This window comes from Prevotella pallens ATCC 700821, assembly GCF_000220255.1.
In the GTDB taxonomy this organism is placed as follows: domain Bacteria; phylum Bacteroidota; class Bacteroidia; order Bacteroidales; family Bacteroidaceae; genus Prevotella; species Prevotella pallens.
Genome location: NZ_GL982514.1, coordinates 490,436 through 514,517 on the forward strand (window position 1 = coordinate 490,436; position 24,082 = coordinate 514,517).

A 24,082-nucleotide genomic window follows, 5' to 3' on the forward strand; every position below is an offset into this window, starting at 1 on the left:
TTATGGTATTTATGTTGTTTGTATAGAAACTTTAAAGAGGTTTCTTACAAGTAAACAAATAAAGAGCAAAAATATCTTGAAAGTCTTTCAGGATAATTCTGAATTATATATAGAATCATTAAAAAAAGGGGTATGGATTCCTATTGTGCCCATCAATTCAATAGATTATGAAATTCTGATAGGTAGTGATGAATTTATAAAAGACCATTGGAATAAAGTTTTTACCTATGATGCTTTTAACCTAAATGTTGAAGATAATAACATTTGGATTGGTTCTTTAGGGAGTTTAGCAAATTTTAAAATAAGCCAGTTTAAGAATCCAACATTAGAAAGTTTATCTTATCAGACTTTAGATGGTGAAACATTATATAAAGGATTCAGAATAAAACTCGAAAAAGGCAAATATCGTGTGGCTATATCTGGTTATAAAAAAAGAATAATGCCCGACAATAGCACCATTTATGGTTATGGTTTTAACTTTGAACATACTGATGAGTTTACAAGTTATAACGATCCGCGTGAAGACGAACAATACAACTTTAATATAACAACGTTGAATTAAATTTTAGAAACAACAAAGTATTGTAAAACATTATAAGCAAATGAGTAACTTAGTATTAAACAAACAAGAATATAAAGAGATATTGTCCACTCTTAATACAACAATAGGCTATATAGATAAAATTGGATCTGGTTTCTATGGTAAAGAAGAGACAGCTTTAGCACTGTTATTGGGTTTTAGAGAGAATAAAACTCTAGACCAATTAGCACATATAAGATATATTCTTCAGATTGCAATGGAAAAACAATTATCAAACGAGGAATATGATGAAATAATAGAACAAGAAGAAAAAGTATGGAAACCACCTTATAATAGTTCAAAAGAGGAATTGCTATTAATGTTAGAAAAGTAGTTTTACATTATTCCCAAGCTGTTATTTTTTAGAAAAAATATATTCGGTAGCTTTGTACAATTACACTTAGAAATGATGGGGTTACATAATACTACTTTTTCGTGGGAAGTTAAAAAAGATGCTGCAAATAGATTATGAAACAAATTGAAGCAAAAGATTTTCTATTTTATTATAATCCGAATATTGAGGAACTTATAATTTCATCTGGTTTAAAATTTATAAAAAGAAATAATGATGAATTTAAGGTAGACTTAAATCCAAATGGTGAATCTGAACTTGCAACTGTTGATTTTGTTAATTTAGATACCAATAAAAAACATTTGATATGTAGTATCGGCGATAAATCTGTTCCAGCTACCATAAATACATATTTCCATATTAATATGTTGGGGTTTAAAGTTGTAATGGATAAATGGAAAAATATTAAAAGTAATAACGACCTTGATAAAATAGACTTATTTTTTACTGGCAACAAGTTTGAACATCTTTATATAAGTAAGGTGAAAAATTATAACGTTATTGATTCCATAAGGATATTTAACGAAGAGGTACAATACTTTGTTGTAAAAAACAAACCACAGTTTATAAAAGAAGTTATAAGAGAAATATCATTATGCGACGATTGTATCAAAATAGACACAGAAAGTAATAGCTTTAATTATAAATTAGATGTAAACAACAATGTTTTATCGTTTTTACACAGTGCTTTTAAACTAATAGAGTTGCCAAAATAATGTTTCGTTAAAAGAGAATTACCATAGAAAGCAGAACTCTATTTGCTACAAAATTGTGATATTTACGCCTGTTTATATGGCTTTATATGGGTGTATTTTGTGCGTGATATACTGAATTTTGCCTTCTTAATAGGAAGATGAAAAGCAACAATAAATTGTCTTTCGTTCGGTTTTAACACTATTATAAGGCGATATAAAAGTAGAATTACGCACTATTTTCAGCATATTCGTCTCAACTATATTTTTCTGGTAAAGGAAATATTTTTTCATTTTCGGGATAGTTTTCTATATTGCCAGATAGCCATAATTCAAAAGTCTGATAGTTGTCGAAGAAACCATAAATATATCCTTTCTTTAATAGGGCTAAATATTCGTTGGTTGGTATTTTTATTAAGTTGCCATGTCGCATTGTTTGCGACTGTTTTATAAAAAGTTCTTTATTATAGGATAGAAATACAGCCAAATCGGGAAAACTGATATTCTCTTTTTCTAAATCAATATATCCTATCAATTTCCATATCTTTTTTCTAACGGCGGTTTCTTTACACGCTTTATATGTTTTAAATCCAACACATAACAAATCATTTATATCTGTAACAGGCTTTTCAGCAATATAATCGAATATTCCAAAACTAAATTGTTCTATCCAGCATACATAAACATATTTTCCATTGGATAATGCTATTTCATATACATTGCCATATTTATTTTTACCCATAACCTATTTATTATTTTTCGTTTGTGCCATTTTCCGTTTCTATTATTATCAATAAAGATAGTAGGAAAAAACTGCCTTGATTAGAACTACTTATTTTTAAGAACCTAATTCGATAAAGTCTTCAAAATAATCTTCGAACGACGAAAAAAGCTTTTCTGGTTTTCCAAGAATCATTTTTTCTGTATCATTATATGCAACATTTACCCCATAAATAGTGCTATCGTCTAATTCTTCTTTTTCAGAAACCTTGTATAAAGTAAGATATTCGCCCACTTCGTAATTAAGTACAATAAAATTGTTTGAAAGATTTAGTTCATTTCTCATTTGCTTCGTAACTTCCACAACCGAATAAATAACACTATTTTCATCTTTTGCTATACCCAATATATTTACATCTCCAAAATTGCACATTCCACATTGAGATAAAAACATTTTGTATTGCTTGGGAAGTTTAATATTTAGTTCGTTTTCAACATTAAGAATTTGTTCGTTATCAGCCCCTAACCAATATTCAAATTCTTCGTTTTGTTTTAATTTTGTTATATAGTCCATAAATATTTTATCAATGACGTGTAAAAATGCCCCTCAAAAAAGTAGTTGTTATTTGCAAATGTAAATAGCGTTTTATTTCATTAAATAGTAAAATTTATTTAAGCGTCCAATTCTCTAACGAAGAACAAAAATCATTAAAATTAGGAGCAATCTCTATTAGTCCTTCTTCAATGGAATATTCATGGTAAAAAGCCTTAATTATTCCTGTTGAAATTTCTATCCAAACATCATTACCGCAGCCATCATCAGCAAAAGGAATATGAGTTTTTATAAAACATTCTAACTCCTTATCTTCTTCCAATAGAAGCTTTCTATTAGTAATTATATCTTCGATTTTTAAAAAGAAACCTATTTCTATTTTATCCCAATCAGCTTTTTCAACAGAATAAAATAAGTGTCTAAACATCATAGCTTGCTTTGGAAAAAAGACACCATCGTAAGTTTGACAAAATTGAATAAAGCTATTTATTTTATCACCAGTAATCTCCAATAACTGCCTTATTTCCGACTCTGAAAGTAGAGATTTTCTACCTTCATACACTAACTTACTATCTGTAAATAGATTCATTTCTTATTTTTATTATTTATATACACCTTGCTTATGCAAGGTAAAACCAAAGTTTACAACTGCAAATATAGTTAGTTTGGCTGAAAAATCATCATCTTATTTTTATAAAATCAGTTTTATATTGCACGTTGCCGATTTATCTATCTTTTAAGTAGTTATGCATAAAGCATAAAGAAATAAAAGCTAAACAAGAAACATATTTTATGATAATAAAAAAGATAATTAAATTCTTTCAAAAATATAATTACAAATTTAAAATTTATAATTATGTTTTTATGGTTTTATAATTATGTTTTTCAAACAACATTATAATTTACACTTAGGCTATATAAAACTTCAAATAAAAATAACTATATTTGCAGCTACTTACTATAGTTTAACAACATAAAAAATGGCATATACACAAGAGAACTTTCAAGAATGGATATTCTTCATCTCTGATAAGATGGAATATTTTACTGACGAATTTGCAAAAGAACACAATCTGACACTCAATTATAGTATTAAGTCGTTAGATGATTTAGAAAAATGGATTCTTTCTAATTTCAGACATCATAACGATTTAATAGCGAAAAAAGAATTGTTAGACTATCTAACCATTTATATTGGAGAAACTTTCCGAAAACATATTGGCGGCAAATGGTTTATTGACTTAAAAAATAAGAAAAATGCATATTATAGTATGCCTGTTCTTACTGATGAAACTTATATAGGTGAGACATTTGTAGCACCAATGACCTTTGCAACTGCTTGTATTAGTAGGAATAAAGGAAATTACATCAGTACCATTCTTCTGAATTGTATGGAAGATATGGGAATTCAGTTGGATTCTAAGGTTTAACAACGTATAGTAATAGATAATCGTTAGTAAGAGTTTAAAACAATTTAGTAAAATTAGGTAAGGAGTTATGGAGGTTACTATATTAGCAATAATAGTCGTAGTAATTCTATTGATACATTTTAGCCGGAATAAGAGAAAAGGGAGGTATGGTGAAAAACGTGTTGCTACTATTCTTAATTCTTTGCCTGATGAATATACTATCTTTAATGATGTATATATCGAAGAAAATGGGAAAAGTACCCAAATAGATCATGTAGTATTTTCGCCATATGGCATCTTTGTTATTGAGACTAAGCAATATAAAGGGTGGATATATGGAGATGAACGAGCAAGTTTTTGGACTAAAAACATATATGGTAATAAATATGAGTTTTACAATCCTTTGTTTCAGAATTATGGACACGTCAAAGCTTTAGAATCTCTATTAGGCTTTCCTTACCAATATTTTATTCCAATAGTCGTCTTTATTGGCGATGTAACTATCAAAGGGGACTATCCCAATCATAATGTAGTGTATGAAAATGAATTACTGGACACTATAAAATATCATATTAGTGTTTTATTACCAGATGACAAATTAAAATGGGCTATCAATAGGTTGGCATATTCAAGTTTTGAGACAAGTGATACCGCAAAAGAACATATAATCCAAGTAAAAGAGAGGATTAGTCAGTACAACTCGATAATTAACAATGGTATTTGCCCACGTTGTGGAGGTAAACTCGTTCTTCGTCAAGGTAGATATAGGAATTTTTGGGGTTGTAACAACTATCCTCATTGCCACTATATAGTGAAGGATTATTAAATGGAGTATATGTATAATGCAGAAGTTAAATTGTATTGCTAGAATTTAAGAAACTAAACGTTAGGAAAATAGCAATTTTAGAGATATAGTAGAAACTCTAAGAAACAAAACAAGGTTAGGTTTACGGATAGTGAATTTAAATGTATTTAAATTTTGTATTATCTGTTAAATGTGTTGTATAAAAGAGATGTATAATACAATAATGATTATGACATTCCAAACATTCTGAAAATTGCTTCCTTGGTTAGTTGAAAGCAAAAGTAACTATTTTCCACACATTTCTTTCACAAAAAGTTATGATAGGTCGAAAAACCATTCAAGAAAAGTGTTGAAATTGGACCATTGTGGCTTTAATTTTCCCTGCTGAAAGTCGTTGTAAACCTTTCCAAGTGTAAGTTCTAATACTTCGCCTGTGCGCCTATTATAGAAAAATCCACCCTCTCCTTCAAAACTATCGAGTGGAATATACTCTTCTGGCAAGTTGAAAACAGACCTCATACTCTCCATTTGTTCGTAATAAATTGAGTTTATTGCAAACCAACAAACGTTATATAACTCTGCACGATTGCCAGAAAATGTTGTTTGATTTGTATAAAGATTAAACTGAGCAAAGGGAGTTTCAAGGTTAATCCCTAAGTCTGACATTACTTTTTTATAGGTTTCGTCTTCCGTATCATCGTACATTCCGTTTTCTATCAAGTAGTTTTTTACTTTCTCCGACAACATAAATATGGTTTTATATAAGTTTATTTTCTATTTTCCGTTCTATTTTTAGTTTAAGCAAACTGCATTATCGTTTGTTTCAACGCTCTATTTCATCAACATCAAAATTGTTTTCATTTCGCTATTCATTGCTAACTATTTATAAACCTCTGCAAAACTGTAAACTTCGGGTGTAATGACCTTACTATCGTTACAACCTACAGTTAGTAAAACTAATATAAGCGAGGCAAAATCATAGAATTGCGTTTAATGTTCATACGCATAATGTTTGTTAAGCGAGCACAAAAATAGTAATTTTTTCCATTTTCTGCAAAACAATTCCTATCTTTGTTGCGATAGATTATTAAAAGAAAACATATTTTATAGCCGTTTAAATTTAACAAATAAGATGAAAAGATACATTATTCTTTTTTTAATTATAACATTCATATTTCCGTGTACTGCACAAAATTTAAACAATATGAAAAAACCAGAGAAGTTTAATTACAAATATTATAAAAGTAAACTTTCTCCGAATACAAGTTATAAAGAATATACAGAGGAAGATGGAACTATTGTTTGTGTTAGTTTTGAAAAAGACGTTAATTGGATTGTTACGATAAAGCCATTAACCTTTAAAAAAAATGCCAAAATGTATTATAAAAATGGCTTTTTAGACACCGAAGGCGATTGGTTTTATTGCTCAAATATAAAAATTGGTATTTGGCGTGAGTACGATAAAAAGGGTAAACTGATAAAAGAAAAAGACGAAGACCAGAAATTTGAAAACTTAAAAATAAAACCTAAAGAGTTGCTTCTTTGGTTAGAAAAAGAAGGTTGGATAGATTTAACAACAGGAAAAGGACAACAAACAAGTGTTTCTGATGGTCCTTTCCACATTAACTTTGTGTCTCGTAATAACCAAAATGCCAAATGGTTTATACATCGTAAAACTATTTTTGGTGAAGAATATATTGTTATAGATGCAGAAACTGGAGAAATAACTTCGCGTGAGAATATATACAACAGAGAATAAGTTAGGATTAAAGCAAAAACTGCCATTTCTCCCTATTATAGTTTCGCAGTAATAGGGAAAAATGGCGAGTATTTTTTTCTAACTATATTTTTCTGGTAAAGGAAAAATTTCTTCATTGGCAGGATAATTATCTAAATTCTTTGTTAGCCATAATTCAAAAATATTTGGTTTATCAAAGAATCCTGCAATATATCCTTTTTTTAAAAGACTAATATAGTAATCTGTGGGAGCATAATAAGAATTTCCATTTCTCATTATTCTCGATTGCTCTATAAAATGTTCTTTGTCATTTGACATAAATATTGCCAAATCGGGAAATTCTATATTTTCTTTTTCCAAATCGATATGCCCAATTAGCTGCCATATTTTTTTTCTAATTGCGGTTTCTTTGCCCGATATGTATATTTTAAAACCAACAGATAAAAGACTATCTAAGTTGTCTACTGGTTTTTCTGAATGGTAATTAAATACTCCAAAGCTGAATTGTTTTATCCAACAAATATAAGTATATTTTCCGTTAGGCAACTTTATCTCGTAAACATTGCCATATTTATTTTTTCCTTTTTTCTCCAAGCTGATAATTTCTTTATTGTTTCGCTTTGTTCTGCAAATAAATACATTTGCAAAAGGTGCTGTTTATCACCAGTGCAAATATAATAAAAAATGGGAGAAATATAATTATAAAATAGAAAAATTATAATTATAAATTTTTGTTTTATAATTACAATTTAGTTGGAACATTATTACGGCTGTAAAAGCGTAAAGTAGACTATGTAGGAACAATAATAAAATGGCTGTATTTAAAGAATGTATGATGGTTAAACCCTTTCTGCGGATTATAAAATTGCTACCACGAAATTCGTTCTACGAATAAAGATTGTTGGCTTTTCCAAAAAGAGTCTTCACGTATGTCAATTCCTAATTTAACACAATAGGAAATAAGAATTTCTTTATTTAATCGTTGTTTTATTATTTTTCTTTCATAAAACTCTTTTACCTCAAAAGGTTGTATTTCTCCTTCGCAATAAAATTTCCATTTAGGATCTTTCATCGCATAAACAGTTCGCAACCTTTTTCCATTTTTTATACAGCTAAATTCATTTAATGCGTCGGGAATATTGTTTGCGCTTATTCTAAAACTATATGCTTTTAATTTTAAGTCGTTTGTAAGTACATGAATCAACGTACCTAAACCATCAGAATAGTTTGAGAACATTATACATTTGTTTTTACACAACTTTGGGGTAAAAAAATACAGCTTTTGAAAATGTGCACCGCCTGTAGGTGGACATAAGTGGTAGAGATTAAACTGAAATGGAGAATCTATTATTCTGTACTTATCATCACTTCCCCACTTTTCCAGAATATACTTCTTTATTTGCTCTAAAGATGTATCGAGATATGTAAAAGTGAAATATTTGAATCTATCTATTTGCATGGCTTTCTTTTGCTATTACCTTCTTTTTCAAAGCATTTTTCACTCTTTCTACTAAGCCTCATAATGAAAACTGTGGAAACAAGCATATTAAATTATGGTTCTATAAAAGGACAAAACTGCGTAACAGTGAAATTAAAAACTATTTATTTCCGTTATATTACACCATTTATTGCAACCGAATACTATCGTGCTGTTTCTTTTTCGCTTCTTTTTGTGCGTTTAAACGAACGGTAGTCATCAAGTTCTATTTCTATTTCTGGTTCAACAAGAGCACCTTTATGTGGCAATTTAAACTTCATATACTTAATGTTTAGTCCACGTTCTATCCATTGATTTTCGTAATAAGTGTGTATTCCAAGTATTTCTTTTGTTTCTCCATCAATATCGTCCGCTTGTGCACCATTTGTTTCATTACCATACAAATCTTCGGTACGAAAAAGCAAAGGCAAATTGTTTTTTTCAACAACATAAGTGGTATAAGTAAAAAGAAAGTTAGAGTCGGTTTTAAGATGCACTACTCCTTCGTTTTCCAAAAAGTTACGATAGCGTTTCAAAAAATAAGTAGACGATAGGCGTTTTCGTGCATTTTTCATCTGTGGATCAGAGAAAGTTAGCCATATTTCTTTTACTTCTTCAGCACCAAAGAAACGATCTATAATCTCTATTCCTGTTCGTAAGAAGGCTACATTAGGCAAATTTTCTTCCAACGCTTGCTTTGCTCCTGTATAAATTCGTGCACCTTTTATGTCTACTCCTATAAAATTTATATTCGGATAAAGTCGCGCCAAGCCCACAGTATATTCTCCTTTTCCACAACCTAACTCTAAAATTATTGGGTTGTTATTATGAAAATACTGTTCGTTCCAATGTCCTTTCATTTCGAATGGTATTTCGCTTATAACACCATGTGGATATTGAAAGACATTCTTAAACGTTTCTAACTCTGCAAATTTCTGTAACTTTCCTTTACTCATAATAGCTGCAAAGTTACAGAAAAACGTTTATAAAAAGACCGTTTTACATAGTTTTGTAGAAATATATCTTACTTTTATTGTTTGCACAAACCATATTTTGCACCATTATAAAGGTAAGACAAACAAATGCTTATCCACTTTTTAGCGATGCAAGACCAGCCATAATAAAGAAAAACGAATAGAAACCAAACAGCATAAAAAGCAATATGCCAATGCTCGAAACTATTTTTAAAAATAAACTGAAGCTGTTTTCTTGTGCAACAAAGAATCCAACTGATACAAAAAATAGTGTAATACTAAGAATACTAACGGGAAATTGCATAGGCGATAGATTGTTTACTGTTGCAGAAAATGGCTTTTCGTCTACTGTATAACTAAGTAGTATCATAGAAAGAATGGCATATACCAATAAAAAGAATATGCCCGACAAGTATAAATACTTTAGTTTATACTGCCAATGGAAATAAGTCATACCACTTAAAATCACCGTCATAAGCAGCGGAATATACACGCTAAATATTGCATTATGGCTGTTTATCATACCACTATTTCTCTATTTCGTAATTGTTAGATTCATTGTATACAACGCAACATTCGCTATTTTTATTATGTTTCTGCACTTAATTCTAAGTTCAATGTATCTTATCGTAGAAATTAAGAACAACGAATTGGCTTTTCTAATGTGTTTAACTCATTATTTCTAACTTATATTAGCATTACAAAAGTCAATTCATTGTATATACGAACCCAAAAAACTATATTGCCACAGAATGGTTGAAACTATTTTTTACCATACACACAATGCCAAAATGGTTAAGGCAACACTTTAATAGCAGCATTATTGCCTACACGAATAAAGAAAGGTTGATGTGTTAAGGAGGAAATTATATTGTTACCAGGCTGTATTGTTGTTTTTTGTAGGCACTTTCCAGATATAGAATAGATGGAAAGTAGCTCGCCAACATATTGTTCTGCCTGTATATTTAGCACACCATTTGCAAAATTCCAACTTATTTTTGGTTGTTCAAGTAGCGTGTTTTTTATTGCAGTTGGATTAGGATCGTCTGCCAAATACGAAAGACTTACATAGCAATATCCACAGCCTTGCACAATCATAAGTCCACAAGTAGCAAGAGTTTTAGATGTTGGATTATACATTTGCCAACAGTGTGTATCGGTATTTGTTCCTCTATCAAGGAATCCATTTGCTATTAATAGTTTGTAAACTTCGCTTATTTGTGGTGTAGTTACACGTTCCCAAGATGCAGAAAGCAAGTAAAGAGCACACAGTTCGGTATCGTTTGATGTAAAATCGAGCATAATAAGAGGAAACTCAGCATTGTTTGTAGAAAGAATTTCTAATCCTTTACGATTATCGGCACTAATCTTTGGATTCATCGCCCAATAGCTATTTGTATAATTTATATATGCATTATTCTTCAAGAATCTATCCAAAACTGTTGCCTTATCTTCGCCCCAAGAAATAGAAAACTGTGGAAAAACCATATCAACTTGGTCGTTTACTTCTACTGTAAATTTCATTTCGTCTAACACATTGTTTGGGTCGAAAGCATCTAATGTACCTGGATAAGCTCCCGATATACGTAATGTTACTTCTGTTTTTCCGTTTCCCACCGACTTAAATGCGTTTCCTTTGGCTTCTATAACAGCTTCGTTGGCTGATGTATAGCGCAAAACTATGCGTTCGCCTTTAGCTATATACGCTTGTGTTGCCTTATTGTATGCCTTTACATACATACGATAGGTGCGATATATTGGTATTTTCAGATGGTTAGCAACAAGAGTTCCGTGTTCGTTTTCGGCTGCAACTATTGTAAAAGAACTTATTGTAAATAGCATTAAAACAGCTATAAAAATATGGTATGTTCTATTTAAACGCTTCATATATTATATTCTATTTAGTTGATTATTAGTTATTTTTAAAGTTGTTCACTACCCTTACTTTTTGTATTATAGGTTTTATTGATTTGTTAGACAATAGTGTAACAATATAAACACCTGTTGGCAATTGGTCAGAAGTATTATAGTTATAACCAGCCATATTGTGTATTGTTTTTATACGAAAGTTGTTTGGAGCAACAATACGTCCGTCTACCACATGTAATAAAGGTTTTACTAAATCTACAGTTTGTGTTATATGGGTTATAACTTCGCCTTCTCCACAAGGTACAGGTAATTCGTTGTTTATACCAACCAAACGTTTCCAAATGCACACAGCACGGTCTGCATTCAGCCTATCAGTAAATTCTTGCGAACGCATATCATCTTTTGGATAAGCAATTCCATAAGAATTTCCACGATAGAGAGCATTGTCATAATAACAATTTCCCACATCTACTATAACACCATCTGCCATAGCAGCAATTGGAAATATAGGATCGGCAGCACCATTTGGCTCAATTATCCCTACTCTACCTATATTATACGAATTGTTTATGGTTATATTAGAACCTTGCAAACCAGTTCCAAACAAGCCACCTGCTATGTTTTCTGCATTAATATCGCCAGCATTCAGACAGTCGGAAATGCTTAAACTTCCTGTTTCTACGTATCCCACAATGCCACCAGCTACATTACTATTTGTATTTATGTTACCATAGTTAATGCAATTTTTTATACTTGTGCCTTGAATGCTGCTCATTCCCAATATACCACCTACAGCCATATCAGCCGCTTCTACCTTTGTTCTCGATGTACAGTTGGATATAAACGATGGAGAAAGAAAAGTTGAAGTAGCAATTCCCCCTGCATACGGTTTCAAACGAGCTTTTACCGTTACGTTCTCGCCCGTATGACAGTTCTGCAATACCGAACCTACCAATACCGAAGCTATACTTGCAACGATAGCATCTGCCTCGAAATGAGCATTTGTTAGCGTAAGATTCATAACCTTAGCGTCCTTCAATATACCAAAGAGAGCCACACCAATGTTGTTTTTTCCTTTGTATATCATATTTAAATTACTTATTTTATGCTTATTACCATCGAATGTTCCGCTAAAGGCTTTCAGCTTTGTTCCCTCTGTTCCAAAGTTGTTTCCAATGGGTTTCATATTGTTTATGCCTGTCATATCTATGTCGGTTGTAAGTTTAAAGTACTTACCAGCATAGTCGGTTTCTGTATCTACAGCAAACGAAAGGTCTTCTATGTCGCTTGCTGTACTTATTAAATAAGGATTATCTTTCGTGCCTTCGCCTCCGCTATAAGTAAATTCGCCTTGTTTGCGTACACCTTTTCCTGTAAGATACACTTCTGTTTCAATATCGCCCGATTGTATTTTCAACACTGCTTGATGTTCTCCTAACGTTTGTGGAATGTAGGTTACATCAAAATTAGCTTTACCACCATCTTCCGAAATTACTATTTGGTGAGTTGAAAGACTAAAAGCTGAAGCATAGTTGCCCACCACCGATAGCGCAACATTGGTTGTTAAACCTGAATAAACAATATTTACTCTCTGTGTTTTCGCATCGTTCTTGTTCACGTCTCCAAATTCTAAAAGCGTATTCTCAACAGCTATAGAAGGTCGTTGTGGTGCTTCTGAATTGTAATAAGTCATCTTTAGATCGTCCAAATTAAAGGCTGCATCGAAACTTTTGGCTGTTTTACAATCGAAAACTGCATAATCGGCACGCACAATGCGTATGCGTCCTACGTCTGAATTAGCCTCAGCACGAAAGTGTTGCACCTTTTCTGTGGGAGTAAATGGACGACCAATAGTTTCCCAATGAGCACCTTTATCTTCTGAAAGTTGCACACACCAAGTTACTTGCGATGTTGTATGTTCGCCGTATGCTCTATAATTGAATTCTACGCTACCTATTCCATGTTCTTGATCATCAGTCATTGTCATATAAGGCATCTCTTTCATCGACATTTTACTACCGTAAATACGTGCCGAATACTTACCATTGGCAAAATCGTTTGGTCCTCCAGAACATCTAACAGCATACATCGACCACGCCAACCCATTCAGTTTAAGGTCGTAATGGTTTGGTCTGTCGCCAAGATTATCGGCTTTTGCTGTTTCAAAATTATAGTTCCATTCTTCTTTGGGCTGTTCTTTATAACGATCAGCTCGAACTTTCAGTTCTGGAATACAGATAAAAATGAGTGCAAGCACCCAGTAAATGTAGTTCTTCTTCATAAGTATATTGCGTTAAAAATAAAAAGATATATGCTCAGAAAAGCTATGTGTTCTGTTGCCTTTTACAGACGGTGGCTAGTTTGTGTCGTAGTGTTTGTTGTGTTGTGTTTAGCTTACAGCTGGTTAAAAGCTCTGTTTTGCAAAAATAATGATAATATTTTAATTTAGCAACATTTATACTTTGTTTTTCTAAAGTGCATAGCGTGGATTATTGTTTTTAGGATATTTATCTTCTAAATCTGTTTATTGTGTTCTTACAATAGTATAAGATAGGTATACCGCACTATTGGAAAAGAATATTAGATATGCCACATTAGAAAACACGATAGCAAAGAGTGTATAAACAAAAGATAGAGTTTTATCGCATAAAAGATAGTTTCTTGTTAAATAAAAAGGTATCTTTTGAAAAACGAACACGTAACTATCAATAAACAAATGCGTAACGCTTGCTATGTTAAGTGTAGAAATACAATTTATGGAACCAACATCTCTTTTTTATCTATTGCAGATATGTATGATGTGCGAACGCAATTATTTGCATCTCTAAAGCTATTGGCAAATTGCAATTATATGGCGCATATATAGCCATTACACAACAAATGCAACTCTACAATGCTACAACTACTATACTGTGGGGTATATATATAATAAGGTGAAAATGATTTTCAGTTCTCATCTCTCCCACTCTAGTTCTTCACTTCAGTTGTTTCAAAATATTTAGAGAGCACCAGTTGAGACACTATATATTCGCGACGAGCATTGCGAAAGCGGGCTACATGGGCGTGAGCGTGCGCTATTATAGCTTCGGCTTCGTGTGGGTGCTGTATATAATAGTCTATTTTAGCTTCCAAATCGGAGTAGTCTGGTGCTACTTCAATGTAATGATAGTCGGGTATCAGAGTTCCTTCCATAAACCAAGTTTCGTACTTTGGACGAGGCATTACAGCGATTGAGTTCGACGACATTATCCATTTTAAATTGCTAGCAACATCGTTTCCTTCTAATGCCATTATGAATTTATAGGCTAAATGCTCGTTTATAGTCATTTTAGTGGTGTGCCATTGTGGAATATTCTTATCGATAACACCAATATTAAAGAGAGGATTACCAAAGAACTTCTGTACAAAATCGTAGCGATTTTGCTTTAAGTTGTGGCTATCGAACTGACCTATTAAACCACGAAACACCACTTTGTTTAGTTTGTCGGCATAGCTTATACGGTCGTTTACAAAGAGAAAATGGCGTACGCGGTCGAGCTTTAGCAACACCGAATTGGCATTATCGCCTGCAATCGGTCTACTTTTTACGATGGAAGGAACGCTGGGAACGGTGGTTACATCGCCTGGATAAAGACACCATTTATTGTTTAATGGGAACGACTTTGCGTAGCGAAAAGAATCTAAATAGTAGACCGATTGACTTGTTTTTTGCTGTTGGGCAAGACTAATGGCTTTTTGTTGGAAAACAGAATGGTTTATTTTAGACGAGCAAAGCCTGTTATAGTAGTCTACACGTGCCTTAATTTCGTTCCAATCGCTACGTTGTTGCACGTTAGCAAGCAGCAATTTGCGCAGCAACGAGAGCAACCAATGTGGTGTAAGCACCCAAAGATAAGACGTAATGTAGTATTTTAGTTTAGAATTTTTCCCACTGTTTAACGTGTAGTAGAGTCGTCTGCAGAAAGTAATATTCATTGCTTTACTGTATAAAGATATTTCTTTGAGAGAGGAATATATATAATTTTTCTATTACCAATAGGAGGCTTTACGTGGTTGATAACATCTCAGAGCTATTGTGTCTTTCCACTTTTACATTAGTAGTGGAACCACAAAACGCGCTAAGCAATAGCCACCGCCAATGAGCCAACAATATATTATGGCTGCCAGCAAAAAGGGTTTGAAGCCTGCCTTTTTAAACTTATCTATACTTGTTTCAGCTCCTAATGCAGTCATAGCCATAGTTAAAAGGAAGGTATCTAAGGTAACAATAGCTTTCACTACTGATGCAGGTAGCAGGTTGAAACTGTTGAAACAGATAACCAATAAGAACATTATAGCGAACCAAGGCACTTGTATTTTCTTTTTTTCGCCCTCAATGTGTTCGCCATTGGCTGCGTTTCGGGCTGCAAAAAAGGCAATAACAATAAGCACTGGCACCAACATCATTACACGAATCATCTTCACTATGATTGCATTATCGCTAATTGCGGCTCCCATTGCATTGCCAGCTCCCACCACATGGGCTACTTCGTGAATGGTAGAACCGGCGTAAATACCCATTTGTTGTGCAGGCAAATCGAACACACCAGAGCGGTACAGAACTGGATAAAGAAACATTGAGAGCGTTCCAAATATAACCACTGTTGCCACAGCAACGGCTGTTTTATATGGTTTAGGACGTATTGCACCGTCTACACCCATAACTGCTGCTGCTCCACAAATGGCACTTCCGCAAGCTGTTAGCAGGGCTATACTGCGATCCATTTTTAGCAATCGTCCCACAAACAAGCCCAACAGTATGGTTACTGTTACCACTATAGCATCGATAATAATGGCTGGAAGCCCAACACTGGTAACGTCTTGAAAGGTTAGTTTAAACCCATATAGAATAATTCCGAAGCGCAATATGCGTTTAGAACAGAACACAATGCCTGGTGTCCACGTCTCTGGCAAGTCGCTACGCAAGCTGTTTGCATAGAGCATACCCAGAATAATACCAATTATCATAGGCGAAAACGATAGTGTTTTTGCCACATTTGTGTCGCCTAAATAGAAGGCTGCGCACGCAAAAAGCGCCATGAGTAGTACACCATGGAGCATATTTCTACGTTGATTTGTAAGTTTCATACAGGTTGTTATATCTTTGTTTATTGCGCACTGCCCATCTCTGTATAGGTTGGCAAAGCGTTGTTGTTTGCTTATTCGGTGTGCAAAGGTACATAAAAAAACACTTATTTGGTTGTACATAATCATAATAATTTCAGAGAGATAGATATATAATACACGTGAATAGCTACGAACTTGTGTTGTGTATATCCCCATTATTAGGTATTTTAGCAAAGTTTTAGTTATACGTTACATAGCCTCCAACGATTTATTTGTACTTTTGTAATGAATAATTGGCATACGTAAAGAAATATGTAAGGCATAAAGTGTTCCAAAGTCTTCTTGTATTTCTAAATGATTTAGAATACTTCGAGACATCAATAAATTTATGGAAACTATGAGCATTATACTCTTTATATTTAAGGAATTACTGTCAAACAAAAGAATAAGATTATGAAGTTATCAGAACTTAAGACTGGTCAGACTGGTACAATTATAAAGGTTTTAGGGCATGGGGGTTTTAGAAAACGCATCATAGAAATGGGCTTTATTAGTGGCAAAACAGTTGAAGTGCTACTAAATGCGCCACTACACGACCCTGTGAAATATCGCATTATGGGCTACGAAGTGAGCTTGCGACGCAACGAAGCCGAACTTATTGAAGTGGTGCCAACACCAGACAACCAACAAACAAACACAAAAAACACAAACCAAAACACCGAAAGTTCTACACCAAATATTCCACACTCTACATATAATCCGCCAATAGAGGCAGAAGAAGACGATGTTTGTGCACTATCTTCGCCCGCTAACGAAGCCGAAAGAAAGGTGCACCAACAGCTACATACCATAAACGTAGCATTGGTGGGAAACCCTAATTGTGGTAAAACATCGCTCTTTAACTTCGCATCGGGAGCACACGAACGTGTAGGAAACTACTCGGGTGTTACTGTTGATGCTAAGTACGGATATACCGATATACTGGGTTACCATTTTGAATTAGTAGACTTACCCGGCACTTACAGCTTGTCGGCTTACAGTCCGGAAGAACTTTACGTACGTAAACAAATTGTAGAGAAGACACCAGACATTGTTATTAATGTTATAGATGCATCGAACTTGGAGCGCAATCTCTATCTAACCACACAACTAATAGATATGAATGTGCCTATGGTTTGTGCACTAAATATGTACGACGAGGTAGAAAACCGTGGAGACCACATAGACTATATAAAGCTTGGAACGCTACTCGGAGTCCCTATGGTGCCCACAGTGTTTAAATCGGGAAGAGGCGTTGAGGAATTATTCCGAACCGTAATACAAAACTACGAAGGACAAAAGAGCAATGGCCCACTATATAGGCACATTCACATAAATCACGGACATGAAATAGAAAATGGTATTGTTGAAATTCAAAACCATTTGAAACAAGAATATGATATAGCACAAAAATACTCTACACGCTACCTTGCTATAAAACTGCTTGAGAACGATAAGGAGGCTGAACAGATAGTTTCTGCTTTTCCAGATGCCACAGAAATAATGAAACACAGAGACGAAACTGCTCAGCGTGTGAAGGAAGAGACTGGCGAAGACAGCGAAACGGCTATTATGGACGCAAAGTATGGATTTATATACGGGGCTTTGCAAGAAACCAACTACACCACTGGCAATGGTAAAGACGCATACGCAACAACACGTACCATAGACAAAATTCTTACCAATAGGTATCTTGGCTTTCCGCTTTTCTTCCTTATTCTATTTGTTATGTTCACAGCAACATTCACTATTGGACAGTATCCAATGGATTGGATTGATGCTGGGGTGGCATGGATTTCGGACATGCTAAACAACAATTTGCCCGATGGTCCTGTAAAAGCAATGCTTGTAGATGGTGCTATTGCAGGTGTAGGTGCCGTTATTGTGTTTCTTCCGCAAATTCTTATACTCTATTTCTTTATATCATATATGGAAGACTGTGGCTATATGGCACGGGCTGCATTCATTATGGACCGCCTTATGCACAAAATGGGGCTACACGGCAAGTCGTTCATACCGCTTATAATGGGCTTCGGTTGCAACGTTCCCGCTGTAATGGCTACCCGAACTATAGAGAGTAAACGTAGCCGTTTGGTTACAATGCTGGTACTTCCTATGATGAGCTGCTCGGCTCGACTTCCTATCTATATAATGATGACGGGGTCGTTCTTTGCTGCTCAATATCGCTCAAGCGTTATGTTGCTACTATATATAATAGGTATAGCAATGGCGGTGCTACTGGCTCGACTGTTTTCCAAAACGCTTGTGAAGGGCGAAGATACTCCGTTTGTTATGGAACTTCCGCCATACAGATTTCCTACATGGAAGGCTATTGGACGACATACGTGGGAAAAGGGACGACAATATCTTAAAAAAATGGGTGGAATAATTCTTGTTGCCTCCATCATAGTGTGGGCGTTGAGCTATTTTCCTGTGCCAGACAATCCTAATATTGACAAGCAAGCCCGACAAGAACAGAGTTATATGGGACAAGTTGGTAAGGCTATTGAACCTGTGTTCCGTCCAATGGGTTTCAATTGGCGATTAGACGTGGGACTGTTGGCTGGAGTTGGTGCAAAAGAAATTGTTGCATCTACAATGGGTGTGCTCTATACAAACAACGATTCGTTCGGCAACGATAATGAATATAACAACGATAGCCATAAATACGAAGCATTACGCCACCAAATGACAGCCGATGTTGCTGAACAACACCACATTAGCTACACGCAAGCCGAACCATTGGCGCAGCTAACTGCCTTTTGTTTCTTGCTCTTCGTTCTGCTCTACTTTCCATGTGTAGCCACCATTGCAGCTATTAAAGGCGAAACTGGTAGTTGGAAATGGGGCATATTTGCTGCCGTATACACTACGGTGTTGGCATGGATAGTGAGTGCTATTGTTTTCCAAATAGGTAGCTTTTTCTTATAACACTTTAGAGAAGCAAATGGCATAAATGCCACAAAAGTTGTAAGGTGCTTAGAAACTCTATACGCTTTAGGGTTTCTAAGTACTTTTGTTTTACAGCAAACATATAGTTCTTAATATCAGAAAGAGAACAGCACAAACAATATTCGCCGATGGTACGGTATAACTATCTATTGGAATTAATTGTATCAACGCCAAGCATTTATAAACCAACTTTCTTTTCCAACAATACATATTTCTCGTTACATATAATGTGTTGCAAAACACTTCTAAATGCGAACGCAAAACTTTAGATATCTATAACGTTCGTTTTAGACGTCTGTCGTGTTCGTTTCAGATATCTGTCGTGCGGGTTTTAGATGTCTGTTTTAAATGTACCTATAAGCAAACACATTTTCGTTATAAAACTGATGCGTTGTTTTCAGAATAAAATAAAGATGACTATTAAACTCAAATCTCTAAGTTTGCAATATGAATTACAAACTTAGAGATTCGAGTAAAACCATAAAGCCTATTAAAACTACTGGTAAGATTACGAAAGATGGCGGGGAATGATATTATTAATAATGTATAATGGTATTATGCCTTTACAACCAATTTAGATTAATAAAAACAATATTTTGTTGGTTTATGCCAGTGAGGGCTAAATGAAGTGGTTTGCTACGCATAGCAGATTGTTCGGTAATGAATACAATTCAGCGTGTGCAGAATATATACAAACGCACTTCGCAAAGCGTAGCGTCTAATTCATCGCATTCACCACCTCGCCAAAAACAATTAATTTGGTGTTAGCAATAGAATAAACCAAACACTCCAAAATAGGAATACATAACAACAATAAACATTATCTATGAATATAGAAATGATAGTGTTACGATAGAAATTCCTATTAGAGCTTTGGGGTCTTATTACCTATATATACGGTTATATAAGTTTATTGAAATTCGCAAACAGATAGCAGTTGCAGCCCTATCGCAAGTCGATAATTTCGGCAGAAGGCGCATCAGCGTGCTTAAACTGGAAATAAGAATTAGGCTGTGAGGCAGTTCTAAAATTACTAATATTAATAGTTACCCACTTTTTTCCTTGCAACATTCTTATTTGTTGTGGGTAAAAAGTTTTAGAAATGGTAACATAAAACTCTTGCATACTACGTGCAGGGTGAATGGCTTGCAAATGCACAACGTATGTTGCAGCAGTTGTTTTCATAGAAATGTGATAGCCATTCTTATACATAGTAATAAAAGCGTATGGGTTCATAGAAAGGCGTTTCGCCTCGTTTGGAGTAGAAACATTCACCTCGTTGGTGCTTTTCATATATGCCCACTGCGTTTTACCATCGAACCAAATGGTAGTTTCGGGTGTAACAGCTTTAAACTTATTGCCCTTTATTACAATACTACCCGATGTTCTGCCCATATCTCCTCCCGTAATCGAGAAGTTGGCAGCAGCTCCGCCACGTTGTCCTACAACCTTTGCAGTTTTGTCTAAAACTTTCTTTGCATCTGCAGAACTCTGCGAAAAAGCATTGACACACAATAGAAATGTCAAAGCAAATAAAATGTTACGTTGTATCTTCATCGTTTTTATAACTCCTTTTTCGTTTTACTTATGCAATGTTGCGAGCAACGATTCAAGACTCATTTCGTCGCCTATTAGTACTTCACGAGGCTTAGAACCTTGTGCTGCTCCCACAATGCCAGCCTTCTCCATCTGGTCCATTAGTCTTCCTGCTCGGTTATATCCAATAGAGAAACGTCTCTGTATCATACTGGTAGAACCTTGTTGATTTAACACTATCGTCCGCGCCGCATCTTCAAACAGCGGGTCTAAGTTTTCATCAAGACTACCTCCGGCAATACCTCCGTCTTCTGCTACAGGCTCAGGAATAAGCAATGGTTCAACAGGTCCCGGCTGTGTAGCTATGAATTTGGATATATCTTCTACTTCTGGCGTATCAACAAAAGCACATTGCACACGCGTTGGTTCTCCACCATTAAGATAGAGCATATCGCCTCGTCCCACAAGCTGTTGCGCACCAGGACGGTCTAAAATGATACGCGAATCCATCATAGCACCCACACGGAAAGCTATTCTGCCAGGGAAGTTGGCTTTAATATTACCAGTAATAATAGAAGTGGTAGGTCGTTGTGTAGCTATAATCATGTGAATACCAACAGCACGCGCAAGCTGAGCAATACGTGTAATAGGCATCTCAATCTCTTTTCCTGCTGTAAGAATAAGGTCGCCGAACTCGTCAATAATAACAACAATGTATGGCATAAACTCGTGTCCCTCTTCAGGATTAAGCTGATGATTCAAGAATTTGCTATTATATTCCTTTATATTACGTGCTCCGGCAGCTTTCAACATATCGTAGCGATTGTCCATAAGTACACAAAGACCTTTCAACGTCTTTACCACCTTTTGCACATCAGTAATTATAGGTTCATCTTCGTTCTCTTCTACTGCCGCCATAAATGGCTTAGCAATTGGCGCATATATGCTAAATTCAACTTTCTTAGGGTCTACCAGCACTATTTTAAGGTCGTTCGGGTGCTTTTTATATAGTAACGACGTTATAATAGCGTTAAGTCCTACCGACTTACCTTGTCCGGTTGCACCAGCCACAAGCAAGTGTGGAATTTTTGCTAAATCCACCATATATACATCGTTAGTAATGGTCTTACCTAACGCAATAGGCAGTTCCATTGTGCTTTCTTGGAACTTTCTCGAATTTAAAATAGAAAACATCGACACAATAGAAGGCTTTGCATTTGGCACCTCAATACCTATTGTGCCTTTACCAGGCATTGGCGCTATAATACGAATACCAATTGCAGCTAAGCTTAGTGCAATGTCGTCTTCCAAATTCTTTATCTTCGAAATGCGTACACCCTGTGCAGGTGTTATTTCGTATAGCGTAATAGTGGGTCCCACCGTAGCGCGAATGCTACGAATTTGCACACCGAAGTCGTTGAGGACTTTTATAATGCGATTTTTATTCGCTTCCAACTCCTCTTTATCAACAAAGTTTACGTTGTTATCAGAGTCGTATTGTTTAAGCAAATTAAGGGTTGGGTACTTCCAGTTAATGAAAGGTTCGTGCGGATTAATAGGCGAAGTAAGGTCTGTTGCACCAGCAACAACTTTACCTTGTGCTTTTTCTACCGCTTCAGGTATATCAACTTCTATTCCTATTTCACTGTTGTCAGTAGGTTTAGAATCATCTTCTTTTGTGTTTTTCTTATCTTTAGCGTTTGGTTTTATAACAACATTTGGCACATCATCGTCGAGAAACTCCACCGTTTGAGCTTCTATATTTTGCAGTTTCTCTACTGCCGCAGTTTCCATTTCTTGAGTGCTTTCGCCAATTTTATCTTTCTCAATGTTATGTTGGACGATAGTAAACTTCACCTTATCGCGTAAATATCCCACTGGATTTAGCAACTTCTTAATCACAGTGATAGTCTCTGAAGTAAGATAAGTAAGGAAAGCAATCATTGTAATGGCAAGTATAGCTATCAATCCAGGCGAGCCTATGATGTTTTCAACATATTCTACAACGAAAGCACCGTGGTCTCCACCAGGGTTAAATATATTGTCGCCCATTAACGGAGTAAGGAATTTTGCGAAAGTAATAGAACTCCAAACCATTATCAACGCCATTCCAAAGAACCACTTCCATAAGTTTATCTTCTCGTAAGCCTTTATCATTCTCACGCCACAAAGTATAATATAAAGCGGAATAATGAAAGCAGGAATTCCAAAACAGCGTGCTATAAGGAAGTAAGAGAGCAGTGCCCCCACAGATCCACAACTATTTTGAAACACTTTCGTTGAATTCTCTATCTCGCCTGGCCGTAATGCAGTAACTAAACTTTGGTCAGCTTCGCCAGTAGAAAAATAACTTATGAAAGCCACTAATACGTATAAGGCAAGACAAAGTAAAACAATCCCCAATACAAATCCTGTCTTATCGTTTATAATATAATGTGCGCCAATAGCCTCACTAAATGTCTTTGGAGTCTTCTCCTTTTTCTTTTTAGCCATTACTGAATGTTTAAATCAAATGCAAAAGTACTAAAAAAAAGCGATATAATCGGATATCTTTTCAGAAGATTTTGCTAAATTTGCAAAACGAAACAGTACATTATGGTTACTAAATTATATAATAAGTTCGATAAGAAGAATATCTCTGACCTGCCCAGGGTAACATTTCCAGGCAAAATAATAGTAGTGATTACTGAGACGGAGGCTAATAAGGCTGTCGATTTTCTACTATCTGCCGATATTCTTGGTATCGATTCTGAAACACGTCCAGTATTTAAAAAAGGGCAACATCATAAGGTTGCACTCTTACAGGTTAGCACTAAAGACGTGTGTTTTTTATTTCGTTTAAACTTAATAGGTATGCCTGCGTGTATAGTTAGACTGCTTGAAGATACTACTGTTCTTAAAGTAGGACTCTCTTTACACGACGATTTTAGTATGCTACATCAGCGTGCCGAATTTAAGATTGGACGTTTTATTGACTTGCAGAACATTGTAAGCGAATTTGGAATAGAAGACCTTAGCTTACAGAAATTATATGCAAACCTTTTCCATGAACGCATTACCAAACGACAACAATTATCCAATTGGGAGGCTCCCATACTAACAGAGCAGCAAAAAATATATGCTGCCACAGATGCGTGGACGTGCATTCAACTTTACGAACGATTAGAAGAACTTCATAAAACACACAATTACGAAACCGTAATAGTGCCAACAGATGAACCTGAAACTACTAAAAACATCGATGAAAGTGGCACTAATGACACACAAAAAAATATGTAGC

22 protein-coding genes are annotated in these 24,082 nt (G+C 34.7%); 8 read left to right on the top strand and 14 right to left on the bottom strand.

Annotation, left to right across the window (positions count from 1 at the left end; all coding sequences use genetic code 11):
- From HMPREF9144_RS11240 to HMPREF9144_RS11250, 3 genes are all read left to right on the top strand, one after another.
- Positions 1-562, top strand: a 562-nt coding sequence (locus HMPREF9144_RS11240) for a hypothetical protein (protein ID WP_006046192.1), incomplete at its 5' end; no start/stop codon positions are given.
- Positions 563-602: 40 nt separating this feature from the next.
- On the top strand, positions 603-914 hold the full coding sequence (locus HMPREF9144_RS11245; RefSeq protein WP_006046193.1) for a hypothetical protein: 312 nt from the start codon (positions 603-605) through the stop codon (positions 912-914).
- Between the two features lie 134 nt (positions 915-1,048).
- A complete protein-coding gene (locus HMPREF9144_RS11250) occupies positions 1,049-1,648 on the top strand; it encodes a DUF8184 family protein (RefSeq protein ID WP_006046194.1) in 600 nt (199 codons plus the stop codon).
- A 232-nt stretch (positions 1,649-1,880) separates the two neighbouring features.
- Here HMPREF9144_RS11250 and HMPREF9144_RS11255 read toward each other — a convergent pair whose 3' ends face one another.
- From HMPREF9144_RS11255 to HMPREF9144_RS11265, 3 genes are all read right to left on the bottom strand, one after another.
- A complete protein-coding gene (locus HMPREF9144_RS11255; protein WP_006046196.1) occupies positions 1,881-2,366 on the bottom strand; it encodes an Imm26 family immunity protein in 486 nt (161 codons plus the stop codon).
- Positions 2,367-2,462: 96 nt separating this feature from the next.
- A complete protein-coding gene (locus HMPREF9144_RS11260) occupies positions 2,463-2,918 on the bottom strand; it encodes an SMI1/KNR4 family protein (RefSeq protein WP_006046197.1) in 456 nt (151 codons plus the stop codon).
- Between the two features lie 94 nt (positions 2,919-3,012).
- Entirely contained in the window at positions 3,013-3,486 is a 474-nt protein-coding gene (locus HMPREF9144_RS11265; RefSeq protein WP_006046198.1) for an SMI1/KNR4 family protein, read from the bottom strand.
- 391 nt (positions 3,487-3,877) lie between these two features.
- Here HMPREF9144_RS11265 and HMPREF9144_RS11270 point away from each other — a divergent pair, with 391 nt between their 5' ends.
- Complete coding sequence (locus tag HMPREF9144_RS11270; protein ID WP_006046199.1) at positions 3,878-4,327, top strand: hypothetical protein; 450 nt, start codon at positions 3,878-3,880, stop codon at positions 4,325-4,327.
- Positions 4,328-4,394: 67 nt separating this feature from the next.
- The gene (locus HMPREF9144_RS11275; protein ID WP_006046200.1) at positions 4,395-5,132 is read left to right on the top strand and encodes an NERD domain-containing protein; all 738 of its coding nucleotides are present in this window, start codon (positions 4,395-4,397) and stop codon (positions 5,130-5,132) included.
- Between the two features lie 294 nt (positions 5,133-5,426).
- Here the strand turns inward: HMPREF9144_RS11275 and HMPREF9144_RS11280 are convergent, their stop codons facing one another.
- Complete coding sequence (locus HMPREF9144_RS11280) at positions 5,427-5,858, bottom strand: hypothetical protein (protein ID WP_006046201.1); 432 nt, start codon at positions 5,856-5,858, stop codon at positions 5,427-5,429.
- A gap of 457 nt (positions 5,859-6,315) precedes the next feature.
- On the opposite strand from HMPREF9144_RS11280, the gene HMPREF9144_RS11285 reads away from it, so the two are divergent.
- Positions 6,316-6,870 carry a hypothetical protein gene (locus tag HMPREF9144_RS11285; RefSeq protein ID WP_249031139.1) on the top strand — a complete coding sequence of 185 codons (555 nt, stop codon included), beginning with the start codon at positions 6,316-6,318 and terminating at the stop codon, positions 6,868-6,870.
- A 78-nt stretch (positions 6,871-6,948) separates the two neighbouring features.
- Here HMPREF9144_RS11285 and HMPREF9144_RS11290 read toward each other — a convergent pair whose 3' ends face one another.
- From HMPREF9144_RS11290 to HMPREF9144_RS11325, 8 genes are all read right to left on the bottom strand, one after another.
- On the bottom strand, positions 6,949-7,443 hold the full coding sequence (locus HMPREF9144_RS11290) for an Imm26 family immunity protein (protein ID WP_006046205.1): 495 nt from the start codon (positions 7,441-7,443) through the stop codon (positions 6,949-6,951).
- 274 nt (positions 7,444-7,717) lie between these two features.
- The gene (locus HMPREF9144_RS11295; RefSeq protein WP_006046206.1) at positions 7,718-8,308 is read right to left on the bottom strand and encodes a hypothetical protein; all 591 of its coding nucleotides are present in this window, start codon (positions 8,306-8,308) and stop codon (positions 7,718-7,720) included.
- Positions 8,309-8,490: 182 nt separating this feature from the next.
- Positions 8,491-9,282 carry a tRNA (guanosine(46)-N7)-methyltransferase TrmB gene (gene trmB / locus HMPREF9144_RS11300; RefSeq protein WP_006046207.1) on the bottom strand — a complete coding sequence of 264 codons (792 nt, stop codon included), beginning with the start codon at positions 9,280-9,282 and terminating at the stop codon, positions 8,491-8,493.
- A 130-nt stretch (positions 9,283-9,412) separates the two neighbouring features.
- Positions 9,413-9,823 carry a hypothetical protein gene (locus HMPREF9144_RS11305; protein WP_006046208.1) on the bottom strand — a complete coding sequence of 137 codons (411 nt, stop codon included), beginning with the start codon at positions 9,821-9,823 and terminating at the stop codon, positions 9,413-9,415.
- Positions 9,824-10,095: 272 nt separating this feature from the next.
- Positions 10,096-11,187 (bottom strand): hypothetical protein, encoded by a 1,092-nt coding sequence (locus HMPREF9144_RS11310; RefSeq protein ID WP_006046209.1) that lies wholly within the window; start codon positions 11,185-11,187, stop codon positions 10,096-10,098.
- Positions 11,188-11,212: 25 nt separating this feature from the next.
- Entirely contained in the window at positions 11,213-13,450 is a 2,238-nt protein-coding gene (locus tag HMPREF9144_RS11315; RefSeq protein ID WP_006046211.1) for a hypothetical protein, read from the bottom strand.
- A 686-nt stretch (positions 13,451-14,136) separates the two neighbouring features.
- Complete coding sequence (locus HMPREF9144_RS11320; RefSeq protein ID WP_006046213.1) at positions 14,137-15,144, bottom strand: glycosyl transferase family 90; 1,008 nt, start codon at positions 15,142-15,144, stop codon at positions 14,137-14,139.
- A gap of 114 nt (positions 15,145-15,258) precedes the next feature.
- Positions 15,259-16,296, bottom strand: a complete 1,038-nt coding sequence (locus tag HMPREF9144_RS11325; RefSeq protein ID WP_040595900.1) for a YeiH family protein — start codon at positions 16,294-16,296, stop codon at positions 15,259-15,261.
- 432 nt (positions 16,297-16,728) lie between these two features.
- On the opposite strand from HMPREF9144_RS11325, the gene feoB reads away from it, so the two are divergent.
- Positions 16,729-19,245, top strand: a complete 2,517-nt coding sequence (gene feoB / locus HMPREF9144_RS11330) for a ferrous iron transport protein B (RefSeq protein ID WP_006046216.1) — start codon at positions 16,729-16,731, stop codon at positions 19,243-19,245.
- A gap of 966 nt (positions 19,246-20,211) precedes the next feature.
- Here the strand turns inward: feoB and lolA1 are convergent.
- Together lolA1 and HMPREF9144_RS11340 are read right to left on the bottom strand one after the other, a co-directional pair.
- Positions 20,212-20,823: an outer membrane lipoprotein periplasmic chaperone LolA1 gene (gene lolA1 / locus HMPREF9144_RS11335; RefSeq protein ID WP_006046218.1), complete on the bottom strand. Its 612-nt coding sequence runs from the start codon at positions 20,821-20,823 to the stop codon at positions 20,212-20,214.
- Positions 20,824-20,847: 24 nt separating this feature from the next.
- Positions 20,848-23,295 (bottom strand): FtsK/SpoIIIE family DNA translocase, encoded by a 2,448-nt coding sequence (locus HMPREF9144_RS11340; RefSeq protein WP_006046219.1) that lies wholly within the window; start codon positions 23,293-23,295, stop codon positions 20,848-20,850.
- 102 nt (positions 23,296-23,397) lie between these two features.
- On the opposite strand from HMPREF9144_RS11340, the gene HMPREF9144_RS11345 reads away from it, so the two are divergent.
- Positions 23,398-24,081, top strand: a complete 684-nt coding sequence (locus HMPREF9144_RS11345) for a 3'-5' exonuclease (RefSeq protein ID WP_006046221.1) — start codon at positions 23,398-23,400, stop codon at positions 24,079-24,081.
- Position 24,082 lies beyond the last annotated feature (1 nt).